14 protein-coding genes and 2 pseudogenes are annotated in these 14,942 nt (G+C 67.7%); 7 read left to right on the top strand and 9 right to left on the bottom strand.

Annotated elements, in window-relative coordinates; genetic code table 11:
- Window positions 1-153 precede the first annotated feature (153 nt).
- The 3 genes and pseudogenes from D3105_RS09330 to D3105_RS09340 all read right to left on the bottom strand — a co-directional run bounded on the left by D3105_RS09330 (window position 154) and on the right by D3105_RS09340 (window position 3,773).
- Window positions 154-1,149, bottom strand: a complete 996-nt coding sequence (locus D3105_RS09330) for a hypothetical protein (RefSeq protein ID WP_206272695.1) — start codon at window positions 1,147-1,149, stop codon at window positions 154-156.
- Between the two features lie 160 nt (window positions 1,150-1,309).
- A pseudogene (locus tag D3105_RS09335) lies at window positions 1,310-3,027 on the bottom strand (pyruvate dehydrogenase).
- Window positions 3,028-3,296: 269 nt separating this feature from the next.
- Window positions 3,297-3,773 (bottom strand): carboxymuconolactone decarboxylase family protein, encoded by a 477-nt coding sequence (locus D3105_RS09340; RefSeq protein ID WP_118901999.1) that lies wholly within the window; start codon window positions 3,771-3,773, stop codon window positions 3,297-3,299.
- 61 nt (window positions 3,774-3,834) lie between these two features.
- Between D3105_RS09340 and D3105_RS09345 the strand changes: the two genes are divergently transcribed.
- On the top strand, window positions 3,835-4,821 hold the full coding sequence (locus D3105_RS09345; RefSeq protein ID WP_118902002.1) for a pirin family protein: 987 nt from the start codon (window positions 3,835-3,837) through the stop codon (window positions 4,819-4,821).
- Between the two features lie 51 nt (window positions 4,822-4,872).
- Here D3105_RS09345 and D3105_RS09350 read toward each other — a convergent pair whose 3' ends face one another.
- Complete coding sequence (locus D3105_RS09350; RefSeq protein WP_118902005.1) at window positions 4,873-5,877, bottom strand: carboxylesterase family protein; 1,005 nt, start codon at window positions 5,875-5,877, stop codon at window positions 4,873-4,875.
- Between the two features lie 5 nt (window positions 5,878-5,882).
- Window positions 5,883-6,794: pseudogene (locus D3105_RS09355) on the bottom strand (IS5 family transposase).
- Window positions 6,795-6,831: 37 nt separating this feature from the next.
- On the opposite strand from D3105_RS09355, the gene D3105_RS09360 reads away from it, so the two are divergent.
- Window positions 6,832-7,461 carry a class I SAM-dependent methyltransferase gene (locus D3105_RS09360; RefSeq protein ID WP_118902008.1) on the top strand — a complete coding sequence of 210 codons (630 nt, stop codon included), beginning with the start codon at window positions 6,832-6,834 and terminating at the stop codon, window positions 7,459-7,461.
- A gap of 91 nt (window positions 7,462-7,552) precedes the next feature.
- Here the strand turns inward: D3105_RS09360 and D3105_RS09365 are convergent, their stop codons facing one another.
- Window positions 7,553-8,392: an alpha/beta fold hydrolase gene (locus D3105_RS09365; RefSeq protein ID WP_118902011.1), complete on the bottom strand. Its 840-nt coding sequence runs from the start codon at window positions 8,390-8,392 to the stop codon at window positions 7,553-7,555.
- A 54-nt stretch (window positions 8,393-8,446) separates the two neighbouring features.
- A complete protein-coding gene (locus D3105_RS09370) occupies window positions 8,447-8,809 on the bottom strand; it encodes a nuclear transport factor 2 family protein (protein WP_240646850.1) in 363 nt (120 codons plus the stop codon).
- 982 nt (window positions 8,810-9,791) lie between these two features.
- On the opposite strand from D3105_RS09370, the gene D3105_RS09375 reads away from it, so the two are divergent.
- A complete protein-coding gene (locus tag D3105_RS09375; RefSeq protein WP_118902014.1) occupies window positions 9,792-10,517 on the top strand; it encodes a flavodoxin family protein in 726 nt (241 codons plus the stop codon).
- A 35-nt stretch (window positions 10,518-10,552) separates the two neighbouring features.
- Window positions 10,553-11,509, top strand: a complete 957-nt coding sequence (locus D3105_RS09380; protein ID WP_118902017.1) for a DUF5996 family protein — start codon at window positions 10,553-10,555, stop codon at window positions 11,507-11,509.
- Window positions 11,510-11,627: 118 nt separating this feature from the next.
- On the opposite strand, the gene D3105_RS34515 is transcribed toward D3105_RS09380, so the two are convergent.
- Window positions 11,628-12,143: a hypothetical protein gene (locus tag D3105_RS34515; RefSeq protein ID WP_165890987.1), complete on the bottom strand. Its 516-nt coding sequence runs from the start codon at window positions 12,141-12,143 to the stop codon at window positions 11,628-11,630.
- Between the two features lie 221 nt (window positions 12,144-12,364).
- Here D3105_RS34515 and D3105_RS09390 point away from each other — a divergent pair, with 221 nt between their 5' ends.
- Window positions 12,365-12,589, top strand: a complete 225-nt coding sequence (locus tag D3105_RS09390) for a hypothetical protein (protein WP_118902019.1) — start codon at window positions 12,365-12,367, stop codon at window positions 12,587-12,589.
- Here the strand turns inward: D3105_RS09390 and D3105_RS36010 are convergent, their stop codons facing one another.
- Window positions 12,590-12,688 carry a MoaF-related domain-containing protein gene (locus D3105_RS36010; protein WP_425315728.1) on the bottom strand — a complete coding sequence of 33 codons (99 nt, stop codon included), beginning with the start codon at window positions 12,686-12,688 and terminating at the stop codon, window positions 12,590-12,592. It lies immediately after the preceding gene.
- A gap of 331 nt (window positions 12,689-13,019) precedes the next feature.
- Between D3105_RS36010 and D3105_RS09395 the strand changes: the two genes are divergently transcribed.
- Both D3105_RS09395 and D3105_RS09405 read left to right on the top strand, forming a co-directional pair.
- A complete protein-coding gene (locus tag D3105_RS09395) occupies window positions 13,020-13,442 on the top strand; it encodes an LLM class flavin-dependent oxidoreductase (RefSeq protein ID WP_338103973.1) in 423 nt (140 codons plus the stop codon).
- A 114-nt stretch (window positions 13,443-13,556) separates the two neighbouring features.
- A complete protein-coding gene (locus D3105_RS09405; RefSeq protein ID WP_118902022.1) occupies window positions 13,557-14,897 on the top strand; it encodes a glutaminase in 1,341 nt (446 codons plus the stop codon).
- Window positions 14,898-14,942: the final 45 nt, after the last annotated feature.

Genomic DNA, 14,942 nt, shown 5'->3' on the forward strand with positions numbered 1-14,942 from the left:
CTACTGACCAATTGGTCCACTTTGCAACGCGGCAGGACGGTAGGGCGGGGGTGGGAAGGCGTTCTGGGAGGGGGATCCGCGGTCATGGACCCCGTACCGCCGCAGCGTTGCGAACGCCGAACGCCGAACGCCGGTCGAAGCGTCCGGTCGGCCTCAGCTCTCCTGCCGGTCTCGCTGACCTTGCTGACCGGCGAGCGTGCGCAGCCGTTCGCCGGTACCGTCGCGTCCGGCCCGCCACACGCCGTGCTTGGCCAGGATTCCGTTGCCCAGGGCCTGGACGGTTCTGTTCGGCGGGGCGGCCAACGCCGTGGAGGTGTGGGGGGCGTAGCGAGCCTCCGTCCCGCCCTGGGCCGTCAGCCAGCCGGTGAAGGTCATCATGGCCAGACCGACGTTCTGCGGGCGGAAGGAGTGCGCGAGCAGGCCTGCGCGTCTCCCGCCGGGCGGAAGCAGACCCGGAGGTGACAGCAGCCGGAACCCGGTGTGGTCACGCCCGACGATCTCGACGGGCACCACGACGGGGTACCCGTCCGCTCCCCGGTAGGCCAGCAGCCGGTACGGAAGGGGGTTGATCTTTCGTGAGAGCTCGGCGACGTCGACGCGAGGTGCTGTGCCGTTCCTGGGCGCCCGCTGTTCCGCGGGTGCGTCCGGCCAAGCGGGTCCGGTGACCTCCTGCGGCCCGCAGGCGGCCAGGTCGGGCCAGGTGGTCATCCTCCTGACGTCGACATCGACGTACACCCGGGCTCGTCGGTACTCGTGCAGCAGCCAGTCCCAGGCCCTGCCGCTCTTTCCCGGGCCGAAGAAGCGATCGGACGCATTCAGGACGTCGTCCAGCCGCTGGGGCGAAGGGCGCATGTCCACCACGGCGTCGCCCTGGGCGAGGACGAAGTCCTCCGGGCTCGCGAATCCGTGTTCGCGTGTGTGGTAGGCGAGCGCGACACGGGGATCGCGGAGGATGCGCTCCAGCTTCTTGGGGAAGCCGAGCGAGGTCGTGAAACCGATCCGGCCCGCCGCTCGGTCGGTGAGACCGAGCGGGGAGACGCTGACCACGACGGCGCCGCCGGCCGGGGTGACGTAGGCGACCGCGACGTTCAGGTCGCCCGACAGCACCTCGTGTGCCGTGTCGGACCAGCGCAGGGGAGTGGAGGTCATGAGTCGAGCCCTCGCGGTACGAGCAGGTCCGTCGCCACCCCGTGCATGTCGTGCCCGAGGCGTGCCTTCGGAGCCGCTCCGGACTCGTGTCCCGATGTCTCTTCCATCGATGAAGCCTTTCCTCGATCGGATCGTGCAGGTCGGATCCGCTCACGCCCGTTCACGGGCGGGGAACGTTGCGCAGATTCGCGCGAGCCAGGTCGAGCATCTTGCCGACGCCTCCTTCGAGCACCGTCCGGCCCGCGGCGAAGGCGAACCCCTTGATCTGGGCGGCCGAGATGTGCGGCGGAATGGAGAGAGCGTTGGGGTCGGTCACCAGGTCGACCAGGAACGGTCCGTCATGGCGGCGACATCCCCGGGGCGCTCGATGCGGATCGACTCGATGCCCACGCTGCGGGCGACGGCCGCGAAGTCCACCGGCTCGTGGTCGGTCTCGTGCTCGGGCAGCCCTTCGACCAGCATCTCCAACTTGACCATGCCGAGCGAGGAGTTGTTGAAGACGATCGTCTTCACCGGCAGATCGTGCAGCTTCACGGTGAGCAGTTCGCCCATCAGCATGCCCAGTCCACCGTCACCCGACATCGAGATCACCTGGCGGCCGGGGGCGGCGAACTGTGCGCCGATGGCGTGCGGCAGCGCGTTGGCCATCGTGCCGTGCACGAACGAACCGATCACCCGGCGCCGGCCGTTGGGGGTCAGATAGCGCGCCGCCCACACGTTGGACATCCCGGTGTCCACGGTGAACACCGCGTCGTCGGAGGCGAGCTCGTCCAGAATCGATGCCGCGTACTCGGGGTGGATCGGCGTGTGCCGCTCGACGTCGTGGGTGTAGGGGGAGACCACCGCCTCCAGCGAGCGGGCGTGTTTACGCAGCATCCGGTGCAGAAAGGCGCGGTCCTTCTCCTCCTCGACCAGCGGGAGCACGGCCCGCAACGTCTCCCGTACGTCACCGTGGACGCCGAGCTCCAGAACGGTGCGACGGCCGAGGCGGCCGGCATCGTGGTCGATCTGCACGCTTCGTGCCTGCGGCAGGAAGTCGTTGTACGGGAAGTCGGTACCGAGCAGGACGACCAGGTCGGCCTCGTGCATCGCGTCGAAGCAGGCGCCGTACCCGAGCAGGCCGCTCATGCCGATGTCGTAGGGGTTGTCGAACTGGATCCACTCCTTGCCCCGGAGGCTGTGCCCGACGGGGGCGGCGGTCTTCTCGGCGAGCGCCATGACCTCGGCATGGGCGTCCCGTACTCCCGCGCCGCAGAAGAGCATCACCTTCCGTGCCGCGTTGATCTTGTCGGCAAGCTCCCGCACCTGTGAGGCCGGGGCGACGACCCGGCCCCGCTCGGTGACCAGGTGGCCGGCTCCCGTCGGGTTGACGGCCTTGTCGTGTGCGACATCGCCGGGTATCACCAGGACCGACACCCCGCTGTTGCCCAGGGCGCGTTGCATGGCGATCCGCAGAACCCGGGGCATCTGCCCGGGAGTGCTGATCATCTCGCAGTAGTCGCTGCAATCGGTGAACAGCCTTTCCGGGTGGGTCTCCTGGAAGAAGCCGGTGCCGATCTGGTGGGACGGGATGTGCGAGGCGATGGCGAGGACGGGCGCACCCGAGCGGTGTGCGTCGTACAGCCCTTGGATCAGGTGCGTGTTTCCGGGGCCGCAGCTTCCGGCACACACCGCGAGCCTGCCGGTCAGCTGCGCCTCCGCCGCCGCGGCGAACGCGGCCGCCTCCTCGTTCCGTACGTGTATCCACTCGATGCCGTCCGTACGGCGCACCGCGTCCACCACCGAATTGAGGCTGTCGCCCACCACGCCGTAGATCCGCTCAACCCCCGCCTGGCGCAGAACGTCCACCATTTGCTGGGCCACGGTCTGATTCCGCATCGCCTGACTTCTCCCCTCGGACTGCACACCTGTGTCGTGTGACGATCGGCAGCCAATATAGTTGATACGTCTACTTCATCGTGGCCCCGCGAGTCGTACTGTCGACGGAGATGGGGAAAAGGGTTGATGTATGTGCAATAGGCGCGTGTGTGCCTCGCATCGCTGGAAGGTGTCGAGCGGGGCACCCGAGGGGACGGCCCTGCCTGCCGACGGCCGTCAGCGCCCCCGCCTTCCGGCGTCGACGGGGGAGGGCGCCGACCGTGCCGGTGTCAGGCCTCCTTCACCGGGTGTCCGCTCATGATCGACACGCGGTTGAACGCGTTGATGCTGATGGCGACCCAGAGCACGGCCGAGATCTGCTCGTCGGTGAGATCGTCGCGTGCCGCGGCGGCCGCGCCGCCCCGCGCGGATCCGTTGAGGCTGGTCGTCGCCTCGGCCAGGGCCAGCGCGGCGCGCTCCGTGGCGGTGAAGACCTCCGTCTCGCGCCAGGCCGCCAGGAGCCCGAGGCGCTGCGGGCTCTCCCCGGCTTCGAGCGCCGCGCGGGTATGGGCGCGCAGGCAGTAGGCGCACCCGTTGATCTGCGAGACGCGGAGGTTGACCAGTTCCACCAGGGTGACCGGCAGGCCGACGCGGGCGGCCGCAGCCCCGGCGGCCTGTGCCGTCCGTGCGAGAGCGCGGAACGCTTCGGGGTCGAACTTGTCGATGAACACCTTCTTGTTACGGCTCGATGCCGAGGTGATGGTCACTGTTCGCTCCTTGCGATCGAAGTATCGTTGAACAATAAACTATATGTCTGGAGAGTTGAGTATGAGCAATGTCGAACGTGAACCCGTCAGCACGCGGTGCACGCGGGGACCGGAGGCGGTCGAACCCGCCCACCACCGCGTCGAGATCCTGACGCCGCGTGATGTCCCCCTGGGCGGCCCGCGGTCCATGAACGTGCGCCGCACCCTTCCTCAGCGGGCTCGCAGTTTCGTGGGCGCCTGGTGCTTCGTCGATCACTACGGACCCGACGACGTCGCCCTGCGCGGAGGGATGGATCTCCCGCCGCATCCCCACACGGGCCTGCAAACGGTCACCTGGCTGTTCGACGGCGAGGTGGAGCACCGGGACAGTCTCGGCAGCCATGCCCATGTGCGCCCCGGCGAGCTCAATCTGATGACGGGGGGCCGCGGCATCTGTCATTCCGAGGTCTCCACTGCTCGCACCACCGTCCTGCACGGGGTGCAGCTGTGGGTGGCGCTGCCGGACGAACACCGCGAGGCGGAACGGGACTTCCAGCGATACGTGCCATCGCTGATCCGGAAGGACGGCGCCGAGATCAGGGTGTTCCTCGGTTCTCTGCTGGAAGCGGTCTCGCCGGTACGCACGTTTACGCCGCTGCTCGGCGCGGAGCTGATTCTGGAAGCCGGCGCCTCCCTGACCCTGGGCGTCGACGCCGCGTTCGAGCACGGCCTCCTGGTGGACGAGGGAGACGTCGAGCTCAACGGGACGGCTTTGAGCCCTGCCCAGCTGGGATTCCTGCGTCCGGGCATCGGTTCGTTGACTCTCCGCAACGTGTCTCCCGCTCGGGCCCGCGTCATTCTGCTGGGCGGACCGCCTTTCGAGGAGGAGATCGTCATGTGGTGGAACTTCATCGGCCGCAGCCACGACGACATCGTGCGGGCCCGCAAGGACTGGGAGGAGGCGTCCGAACGCTTCGGCGCGGTGGAGGGGTATGCCGGAGGCCGGCTGCCCGCCCCGGAGCTGCCCAACGCGACGCTCGCGCCCCGCCGCAATCCGCCCACCTCCTGAAACCCACCGCCCGCAGGAGTGGTGTTCTTGCGGGCCCCGGCTCGGGATGCGCTACGCGAGAGGCCCGTCGTAGCGCATCCAGAAGTCGACGGCATCGGGACGAGGCCTGGGTGCGACGGTGCCGCCGCCGTCGAACCTCATCACCTTCCCGGCTTCCTCCCGCAGGGTGGGCCAGGACGGCAGCCCCGGCCCGTTGGGGTCTCCCGTACGCGCGAAGTTGATCCAGAACCCGCTCATCTGGTCACGCAGGGTGTAGTAGCGCCGCCCGTAGGCGGCGTCGCCGTCCTTGCCGAGATTGTCGTACGCGTACTTCACCTCCGCTCCGTGATAGGCGCCGAACCTTCTCAGGGCGGCTTCCGGAGGGACGTGCGCGAAGTAGTAGGAGTAGACGTCCGCCTTTCCGGTACGCGTCTGCAAGGTGCCCCACTGGCGCATGGCCCGGGTCATGATCTTGTCGGTCTCGGCCTGGAGGAGGGAATCGAGCACCTGCGCCTCCGTGTCGCCGGGGTAGAGGCGGAGGAAGAGATCCGCGTCCGCACCGTGTTCCTGACGCGCCTTCTCCCGGTAGCCGGCCACGTCGGCGTCCGGGGGGCTCAGCAGGGCGAGGGAGGCCTCGTCCGCGTTGCTTCCGACGAGCGTGGGCACATCCAGCTGATCGCCGGCGGCGTATATCTCCGCAGGAGTCCGGTCCAGAACGAGGCCGTCGACGGACGGCCGCCAGTGGCTCTTCAGCGACTTGGCCGCGTCCACCACTCGTTCCACGGGCATGCGGCGCATATCTTCCACGGTGGCGCCCCCGAGCTTCTCGCTCAGGCGCCGCCCCGCTTCCTCGGCCGCCGGCCTGGTGTCGTACTGATCGCCTCGCTCGGTGTTGCCGCGCGTCCCCATGCAGGCCCCGCCACCGCCGATGATGCCGTCGACCAGCCCCTTCGCACGCGGCGTCGCCCCGAGGACGCACACGCTCTCGCCACCGGCGGACTGACCCGCGATCGTCACCCGGTCCGGGTCGCCGCCGAAGGCAGCGATGTTCTGACGGACCCACCGCAGAGCGGCGATCTGGTCTAGGGCCTGTCTGACAAATGATTACCCCGTGGACTCGCGGAGCCAGAGGATCAAGGAAGCCAGGACAACTCCGGCGCGGTAGCGGTCGCCGAGCTTGTCGAACCGGGTCGCGATCGCGCGGAACTGCTTGAGGCGGGCGAAGCATCGTTCGACGACGTTGCGGTCGCGGTAGGTGACCTTGTCGAAGGCCGGCGGCCGGACGCCGAGGGCTCCGCGTCGGTGGCGGTTCGCCGCCTGGTCGCGGCGCTCGGGGATCGTGGCAGCGATGCCCCGGCGCCTCAGCAGATGGCGGATGGACCTGCTGGAATACGCCTTGTCACCCAGCACACGGTCCGGTGTCGTGCGCGGGCGGCCCGTGCCAAGGCGCGGGGTGCGGATGCCGTCGAGGACCTGGCCGAACGCCGTCGCGTCGTTGACGTTGCCGGGCGTGAGCACAATCGACAGGGGCAGGCCCCGGCCATCGACGGCGAGATGGACTTTGGTGGTCAGTCCGCCTCAGGAGCGGCCGAGGGCCTGGCGCGCCTGCGAGCGGCCCGGATCTTCCAGCTCGTCCCCGTTCACATCCCCTTTTTGCGGGCGCCGACTGCGTGCTGGTGGGCTCGGTTGATGGCGGAGTCGACGGAGACGGTCCATTCCACCAGGCCCACCGCGTCATCGCGGACCTGAACGTGCTCCAGCAACCGTGCCCAGGTGCCGTCCGCCTCCCAGCGGGCGAACCGCTCGTAGACGGTCTGCCACGGCCCGAACCGGTCGGGAAGATCCCGCCACGGAGCCCCGGTCCGCAGCCGCCACAGCACCCCGTTGACCACCTGCCGGTGATCACGCCACGGACGGCCCCGTCCGTCCACCTGAGGCAAAAGGGGCTCTATCCGCCTCCATGCCGCATCCGTCAACTCACCTCGACCTGCCACAAGATCAATTATCAGACCGGCTATAGAGTCCCTGCCCGTGGCGAATCATCAGGACGAGACCAGGACGGCCTACGACGGTGTCGTCGAGCTGTACGCATCGCTGTTCGCAAACCGGCTGGAAACACAGCCATTCTCCCGGGCCATGATCGGCACCTTCGCCGAACTGGTGCGCGCGACGGGCAACCTGCGGACAGCGGACGTCGGGTGCGGGCCCGGACATCTGACAGCCATGCTGCACGAACTCGGCCTGGACGCCTTCGGACTAGACCTTGCCCCCGGCATGGTCGACCACGCCCGGCAGGCCCATCCGGCGCTGCGCTTCCAAGAGGCGCGGATGGAATCCCTGCCGATCGAGGACGCCGCGCTCGGCGGCGTACTGGCCCACTACTCAATGATTCACACCCCTCCGGGGGAACTACCGGAGCTGCTCGCCGAACAGGTACGCGTCCTGGCACCGGACGGTCTGCTCCTGGTCTCCTTCTTCGGGACCGACGGACAAGACCCGGTCCGGTTCGACCACAAGGTGGCGCCCGCCTACAGCTGGCCGGTGGATCGCCTCGCCGAACTGCTGGGCGATGCTGGGCTCGATCCCTTCGCCCGGCTGCTCCACGATCCATCCTCTGATCGGGGCTTCCTCGACGCCCATCTACTGGCCCGCCGTTCGTAGCCACTGCCCAGTCCCCCCAGCCGATCGGCGCACCTCCGGATTGCCAGCTCAGCCGAATCTCGCTGATCAGACCGGAATTGTCAGACACCCCCTAGCCGAGGAAGGCGCGAAGGGCCGCGTTGACCTCGTCGGCATGCGTCCAGAGCAGCCCGTGCGGGGCGCCCTCGACCTCCACGTACTGCGCATCGGGCAGCTCACGGCGGAAGCGGCGGGCGGTCGCGTCGATGGGCAGGATCTGGTCGGCCGTTCCATGCAGGATGAGGGCCGGCTTGCCGCTGTCGCGGACCGCCTCGACATCGGCGCGGAAGTCCTCGATCCAGGCGGGAACGACCGCGTAGGCCGCCACCGGCGCGCTCGACGTCGCGACGTTCCAGCTCGCGGTCACGGCCTCCTGGCTGATGCGGCTGCCGAGGTTCTCGTCGAGGTTGTAGAAGTTGGCGAAGAACTGGGTGTACCAGGTGTACCGGTCACCCTTCGCCGCTGCCGCGATTCCGTCGAACACCGCTTGCGGTACCCCGTCGGGGTTGTCGTCGCGGGCGACGAGGAAAGGTTCCAGCGAGGCCAGGAATGCCAGCTTCGCGACTCTCTCGTGCCCGTACCGCGAGACGTAGCGAGCAAGCTCGCCCGTGCCCATCGAGAAGCCGACGAGAACGGCATCCCGGAGATCGAGGTCTTCCAGCAGAGCGTTCAGGTCGGCGGCGAACGTGTCGTAGTCGTATCCCGTACCGACCTTCGATGATCGACCGAAGCCGCGACGGTCGTAGGTGATGACGCGGTATCCGGCCTCCAGCAGGTCCCGGGTCTGACGCTCCCAGCTGTGACCGTTCAGCGGATACCCGTGGATCAGCACGACGGGTTGACCCGTTCCCTGGTCCTCGTAGTACAGCTCGATCGGCGTGCTGTTCTCCCTGCCGACGGTGACGTACCCCATGTTCTTCTCCCTATCCGAGATGGACGAACGTGCTGGTCAAACGATGTTTCTGCTTCAGACCACCGGGTTGCCGCTGACGGTCAGGTCCGCCTCGACGTACGGCTGGACGACGTCCCAGTGCTCGACGACACGGCCGTTCTCGAAGCGGAAGATGTCGACGATCGCCGCGTCACCGTCGGGATGCCAGCCGCTCACCCGGCTGTGCGCGATGACGAAGTCGCCGTCCTCGAACACCCGCTCGGGATTCCAGCGGAAGCCCTCCAACGTCGGCACCGCGGCGCGGAGTCCGTCCAGACCGTCAGGCAGGTTGGGGCTGTGCTGGATGTACGGCTCGGCCCAGTAGCGGTCCAGAGCGGTCACGTCCTTGTCGTGGAAGAGCTCCCGCATGGCTGTGAGCAGGGTTTCCTTGTTCGACAAAGCTGGACTCCTTGAAGGTTCCGGTCGGCCGGTACGGCCGACCGGCGAGGGCCACGATCGAGTACGGCGTCATGCCAGGGAAAGAGAATGGTCTGCGGGAGAATTTTCACGAACTCTACGTCAACCGTTCCGATGTGACCGTAGGTCGTCATTCCGCCGTTGGCCACCGTGAACGTCGTTCGCATGTCGGATTCGTCGGCCGCCCCCATCCGCAACGCGCTGGGTATGCCGCGAACGTCCTGCCGGAGAGCTGACGTGCGGCACGACTGAATTCCTCTTACGAGGGTGGCCAGGGAGGTGAGTTGAACTCGCAACTACTTGACGGGCCCAATAATACGAAGGCTTCGCGGTTTGGCAAGCCGGAAGAGGTGGAGGAGGTGGGAGGCCGATCTCGTATTGTCGCAGCTCGGCGGGCAAGGTCGACTCCGTCCTTCCGTTGAAAACGCTCGCCGAGAAGATCATGGCCAACCCGACGCCGACAGGAGCGACCAGGTCACCCGGCGTGAGCAAGCATCTAGTTGACACGTCAATTTTCGGTGCTAGTGTACGGCGGCATAGGCAAGTCGCGCCGGACTCGGCGCACCGCCGACGCCCGAAGGGAGCCTGGCCGGTCAAGCCGTTCGAGGCGATTTGCAGCATTCGGCGACGAAAGCCTCTCCGTCTGGACACGGGAGACAGCATTGCCGACGGTGATGGGGAAAGCCCCGGTTCGGCGTGAGGGTGAACGGGGGCGGCCCAGGGTTTTGCAGGTTCGGTTCCAGGGAACCTCCGGCCACGACGTCGGCCCGTTAGAAGAAGAGTCGCGGCACGCGTCGTGTCGCCCCCGGACCTGCTTTCCGGAAAGCTTGTCTTTTCCTGTGCGGAGGCCCTGGAAGTGGAGTAGGCCAGTAGTGGCGCACTATCTGTTGCCGACCTGCCACCCCGGATACGAAGAAGTCGGCTTCAGGGCCGGCAGCACCGAACACCCGGAAGGACCACCGCGATGAACGCTCCCGTGACAGAGAAGCCCGACTTCAGCGGGCTGAGCGCGATGTACATCAACTGCACCCTAAAACGGTCTCCCGAGGTCAGCCACACCCAGGGTGTGATCGACCGCAGCGTGGCCATCATGGAGGCGAACGGAGTCAGCGTGGACCAGATCCGCGCCGTCGACCACGACATCGCCACCGGTGTCCGCCCGGACATGACCGAACACGGATGGGACACCGACGAGTGGCCCGCGCTCCTTCGGCGGATCCTCGCCGCCGACATCCTCGTCATCGGCGGATCGATCTGGCTCGGAGACAACAGCTCGGTGACCCGACGCGTCATCGAACGGCTCTACGGCTACTCCGGCGTGCTCAACGAGCAGGGCCAGTACGCCTACTACGGACGTGTCGGCGGCTGCCTGATCACGGGCAACGAGGACGGCCTCAAACACTGCGCCATGAGCATCCTCTACAGCCTGCAGCACATCGGCTTCGCCGTCCCGCCCCAGGCCGACGCCGGCTGGCTCGGCGAGGTCGGCCCGGGCCCTTCCTACCTCGACGAGGGATCCGGCGGGCCGGAGAACGACTTCGCCAATCGGAACATCTCGTTCATGACGTACAACCTCCTCCACCTCGCGTCGATGATCCGCGACACCGGTGGCATCCCCGCCTACGGCAACCAGCGATCGGCCTGGGATGCCGGCTGCCGCCCCGACAACGCCAATCCCGAACACCGCTGACCCGCTTGAAGACGCTACCGAGGATGTGAGATGCGATGACCGCACCAGCTGCCACGAACTGGCCGAGCCTGAGGGCCTCCGACTGGACCGAGACCCGCGACACGCTGCACATGTGGACCCAGATCGTCGGCAAGATCCGCATGGCCCACGCACCACTCGTCAACCACTGGTGGCAGGTGACGCTGTACGTCAGCCCCCGCGGACTGACGACGTCGACGATCCCGTACCGCTCCGGGGCGTTCGAGATCGAATTCGACTTCGTCGGTCACCGGCTCGAAGTCCGCAGCAGCGACGGTGGCGTGCGCGGCTTCCCGCTCCGGCCCATGGCGGTGGCCGAGTTCTACGCCCAAGTCCTGCACACGCTCGACGAACTCGGGATCGAGGCCCCGATCCATCCGCACCCCAACGAGGTCGAGCCCGCGATCCCCTTCGCCGAGGACCGCGATCACGCCTCCTACGACGGTGAGGCGGCGACCCTGTTCTGGCGACAACTGCTGCAGGCGAACCGGGTCATGGGGGAGTTCCGGTCGCACTTCGTGGGCAAGGTCAGCCCGGTGCACTTCTTCTGGGGAGCGATGGACCTCGCCTGCACCCGCTTCTCCGGACGGCAGGCTCCTCCGCACCCCGGCGGTGCCCCCAACTGCGGCGACTGGGTCATGGTCGAGGGCTACTCCCGGGAGCTCTCCAGCTGCGGATTCTGGCCCGGCGGCGGTGAGGAAGGAGCCTTCTACGCGTACGCCTACCCCGAACCCGAAGGGTTCTCCGATCATCCCGTCGGTCCGGAAGGTGCCTACTTCAGCCCCGAGTTCAAGCAGTTCCTGCTGCCCTACGAAGCCGTCCGGTCCGCGCCCGACCCCGATCGCGCGGCCGCCGAGTTCCTGCACACCACGTACGAGGCCGCCGCGGTGCTCGGAGAGTGGGACCGTACCGCGCTGGAGGACGACCCCATGAGGTGGGACGGAACCTCCACGCCCCGCTGGTCGCCCAGGTAGCCGGTTGCAGCCTCCGCCTCCTGACATTTGTCATTCGAGGCGATGACAGCAGTCACCGGGAGCCGTGACAGCTCGCCCTGCCGCACGGGTATGCGCAGGGCGATTCTGGACCCATGACTCAGAACGTGATGGAGGCCGGGAAGCCGCGGACAATGTCCGCCGGTGGGACGAGGCTGTTCGCGGCGCCGCCTTCCCGGTCGCACGCGGTCAACTGCGTTCTCCGCTCGGTACGGACAAGGTGGCCGGGATCTCGACCACCAGGCTCCTCCAGAGGCGCTGACCGGAGCCGGTCCTCGCACTCCTCGGCGACTCCGATGCTTTGCTCCTCGACGAACCGGCGATCGGACACGACGCCGAAAGACGCGATGACCATCGGGAGTTGGATCGCGCCCTCCGCGACGGAGCCACGACGCTCCTGCTCATCACGCACCAGGCACCGCTCGCCGGGGCCGGGGTCGAGTGCCTGGCCGACCGGCTCGCCGCGCACCGTGCGGCACGAGGCCGTGGGCCGGCAGAAGCCCCTGCCGATCGCCCCGGTTCCCTCTTGCGCGCCGCTCGCCACAGTGGTGTCGACGGGGGCTTCGCCCTGGTGCGGGGCCTCGCGGTGGCCGAGGAACCACTGCGGTTCGGACACGATCCGCACGATGTGATGGGAAGGAACCTCACGGTGAGAGCGCTCAAGCGCGAGCCGGCCGTGCAGACGGTACGGCGGAGTCCGAAGGCTGTGGACCGGACAGCGGAGGCACGACTCCCCGCGCACGATGTGCGGGGCGAGGTGGAGGCGCCCGGGTCTGCGCGGGTGCGCTGCACCGTCATCGTGGCGGAGCAGGCGGAGCCGCCGGCAGAGGCGACGCTATGAGCGACGAGGGCGGGACCGAGCCGGACGCGCGGTCTGCCGACTCGCAGCCGCTCACCGACGACGCACACTCCGTCCTGTTCACGATGGTCGCCATGCTGTCCCTGGAGGATGACATGACGGTCATCGCCGGCCTCAACGAACGCCTGGCTCCCATGGAGAACTCTCCGGATGCGGAGCTCGGCGAGCGCGACGCCTCCGGGCCGACGGCGCCGGCGTCGTGATCATGCTTCCTTGATGGTTCCGACGAAGTTGTAGAGGGTGCCGTCGACGGTGACGTCGGAGTACACCGTGGCGTTCGCGAAGTCCTCCACATGCGTCACGGTGGCGCAAGTTCACCTTGAGCGGTCCCAGTTCGACCTGTAGCTCTTGCCGACCAACGGATGGGGCATGGCGTCTCCTTCTCTTGAATGCCGGGCCGATGGCGGACCCCCGCCAGGTCGCTGACGTGCGAATACTCTTCGCTGCTCGCCCTCTTTATTGACGTATAAACAATAAAATGACAGAGTTGATGAATCAACTTAATCGGCGGGGAGCGACGGCGCCCGACGGGGCTGTGATCGGGCGGCTCCCCGTGTGGGCAGGCCCGACCTCGGCTCGCAGCGGCGTGCGATCTCGCGCTGAGCCCGCGTAAGCGTTGAAAGAAGGCCCACGATGGATGCTTCGCCCATCGAGTTCGGAATCGACAGCTTCGGAGACCTGCCCCGCAACGACCGGGGCGCGATCGTCTCGCACGCGGAGGCGATCCGCGCCGCGGTGGCCGAAGCGTTCCTCGCCGACGAGGCCGGTATCGAGGTGGTCGCGCTGGGCGGGCACCACCTGCCCGAGTTCGCCATCTCCAGCCCCGAGACCGTACTCGCCGGTTTCGCCACCGTCACGAAGCGCATCCGGCTCGCGTCGGGCGTGACCGTCCTGTCCTCGGACGAACCGGTCGGGGTGTTCCAGCGGTTCGCCACGGTCGACGCGCTGTCCGGCGGACGGGCAGAGGGCTCGCTCGCCACTTGCGCCTGCACGGCGAGGAGTTCCTGGCGGCAGGCGGCGCCTTCCGTGACCCCTTGCCCGATGACATCAGACTGATCACACGCGCCGCGCGAAGTGAAGTGCAGGACTGCGCATCCGACACGTCGGTGATGCGCGGGCAGGATTCATTCGCAACGCCCTGAGGTTGCCGTTTTCCATGGAGGATGACGAATGCAGTCAATAATTCCCGACTACCTGACCGAGGTGTTGGAGGCGGTGCACCCGGACACGTCCGGGGAGCTGGCGGCGTACATACCCGAACTCGCGGCAGCGGACCCCGATCGCCTCGGCGCGGCCTTCGCCATGGTTGACGGAGAGGTCTACGGCTCCGGTGACATCGATACCGAGTTCACGATTCAGTCGATCTCCAAGCCGTTCGTGTATGCGCTGGCGTTGGCGGACCGCGGATTCGACCCCGTGATCGCCAAGGTCGGTGTCGAGCCGTCCGGAGAAGCGTTCAACGAGATCTCCCTCGAAAGCGACACCGGGCGGCCCCGCAATCCGATGATCAACGCCGGTGCGATCACCGTTCACTCCCTGGCCGGCGCGGAGGGACTGAACGCGACCGAGCGGGTGGAACGCGTGGTCGACGGCCTTTCGGCCTTCGCGGGACGTCGACTGAGAACGGATGAGGCCGTATACGCGTCGGAGATGAGACACGCCCACCGGAATCTCGCTATCGCGCACATGCTCCGCAGCCACGACATCCTCGTGGAGGACGCGCGGGCCGTCGTCGACGGCTATACCCGCCAGTGTTCCGTGCTCGTCAGCACCCGCGATCTGGCCATGATGGCCGCGACGTTGGCGAACCGCGGGACGAACCCCCTCTCGGGCGAGCAGGTGGTGCCGGAACCGGTGGTCCGCCAGGTGCTGAGCGTCATGTTCAGCTGCGGAATGTATGACGCGGCCGGTGACTGGGGCACCCAGGTCGGCATCCCCGCGAAGAGCGGGGTTGCCGGAGGCCTGATCGGTGCGCTCCCCGGACAGATCGGCATCGCCACGTTCTCGCCGCGACTGGACAGCCACGGGAACAGCGTTCGTGGGGTGTCACTGTTCGAACGATTTTCTTCGGACATGGGTCTGCATGTGATGGAGGTCCCCGCCACCGCGCGTGCGGCCCTGCGAACCAACCATGTCCTCGGCAGCGGACCGGACGCCCTCCGGGTTCTTCAGCTCCAGGGCGGCATCGGCTTCGCCGGAGCCGAGAGAGTCATCCGGGAAGCCGTGAACACCTCGTACCCGGAAACCAGGGTCGCTCTGGACCTCACACGGGTCCATTCCATCGATGACGTGGCTCGGCGCATGCTGCTGGAGATCGCACGCCGACTGACGCTCGACGGTCACGAGGTCCACCTGGTCGACCCGGAATCGATCATGCCCGACCCCGATCCAGGCGATGGCGGACGAGTGACCGTAGTGGACAGCCTGGACGAGGCGAGCGGCAGCAGGACCCCGCCGACGCCTGCAGCCCGTCGCCGGTCTGGCAGCGCGAGCCCAGCTCGACCTGCCTGAGCCGCCGACGTACGGCCGCCCGGCCGGGACTCCGTGTGAGAGGCA

Source organism: Streptomyces globisporus (assembly GCF_003501885.1).
Lineage (GTDB): Bacteria > Actinomycetota > Actinomycetes > Streptomycetales > Streptomycetaceae > Streptomyces > Streptomyces globisporus_D.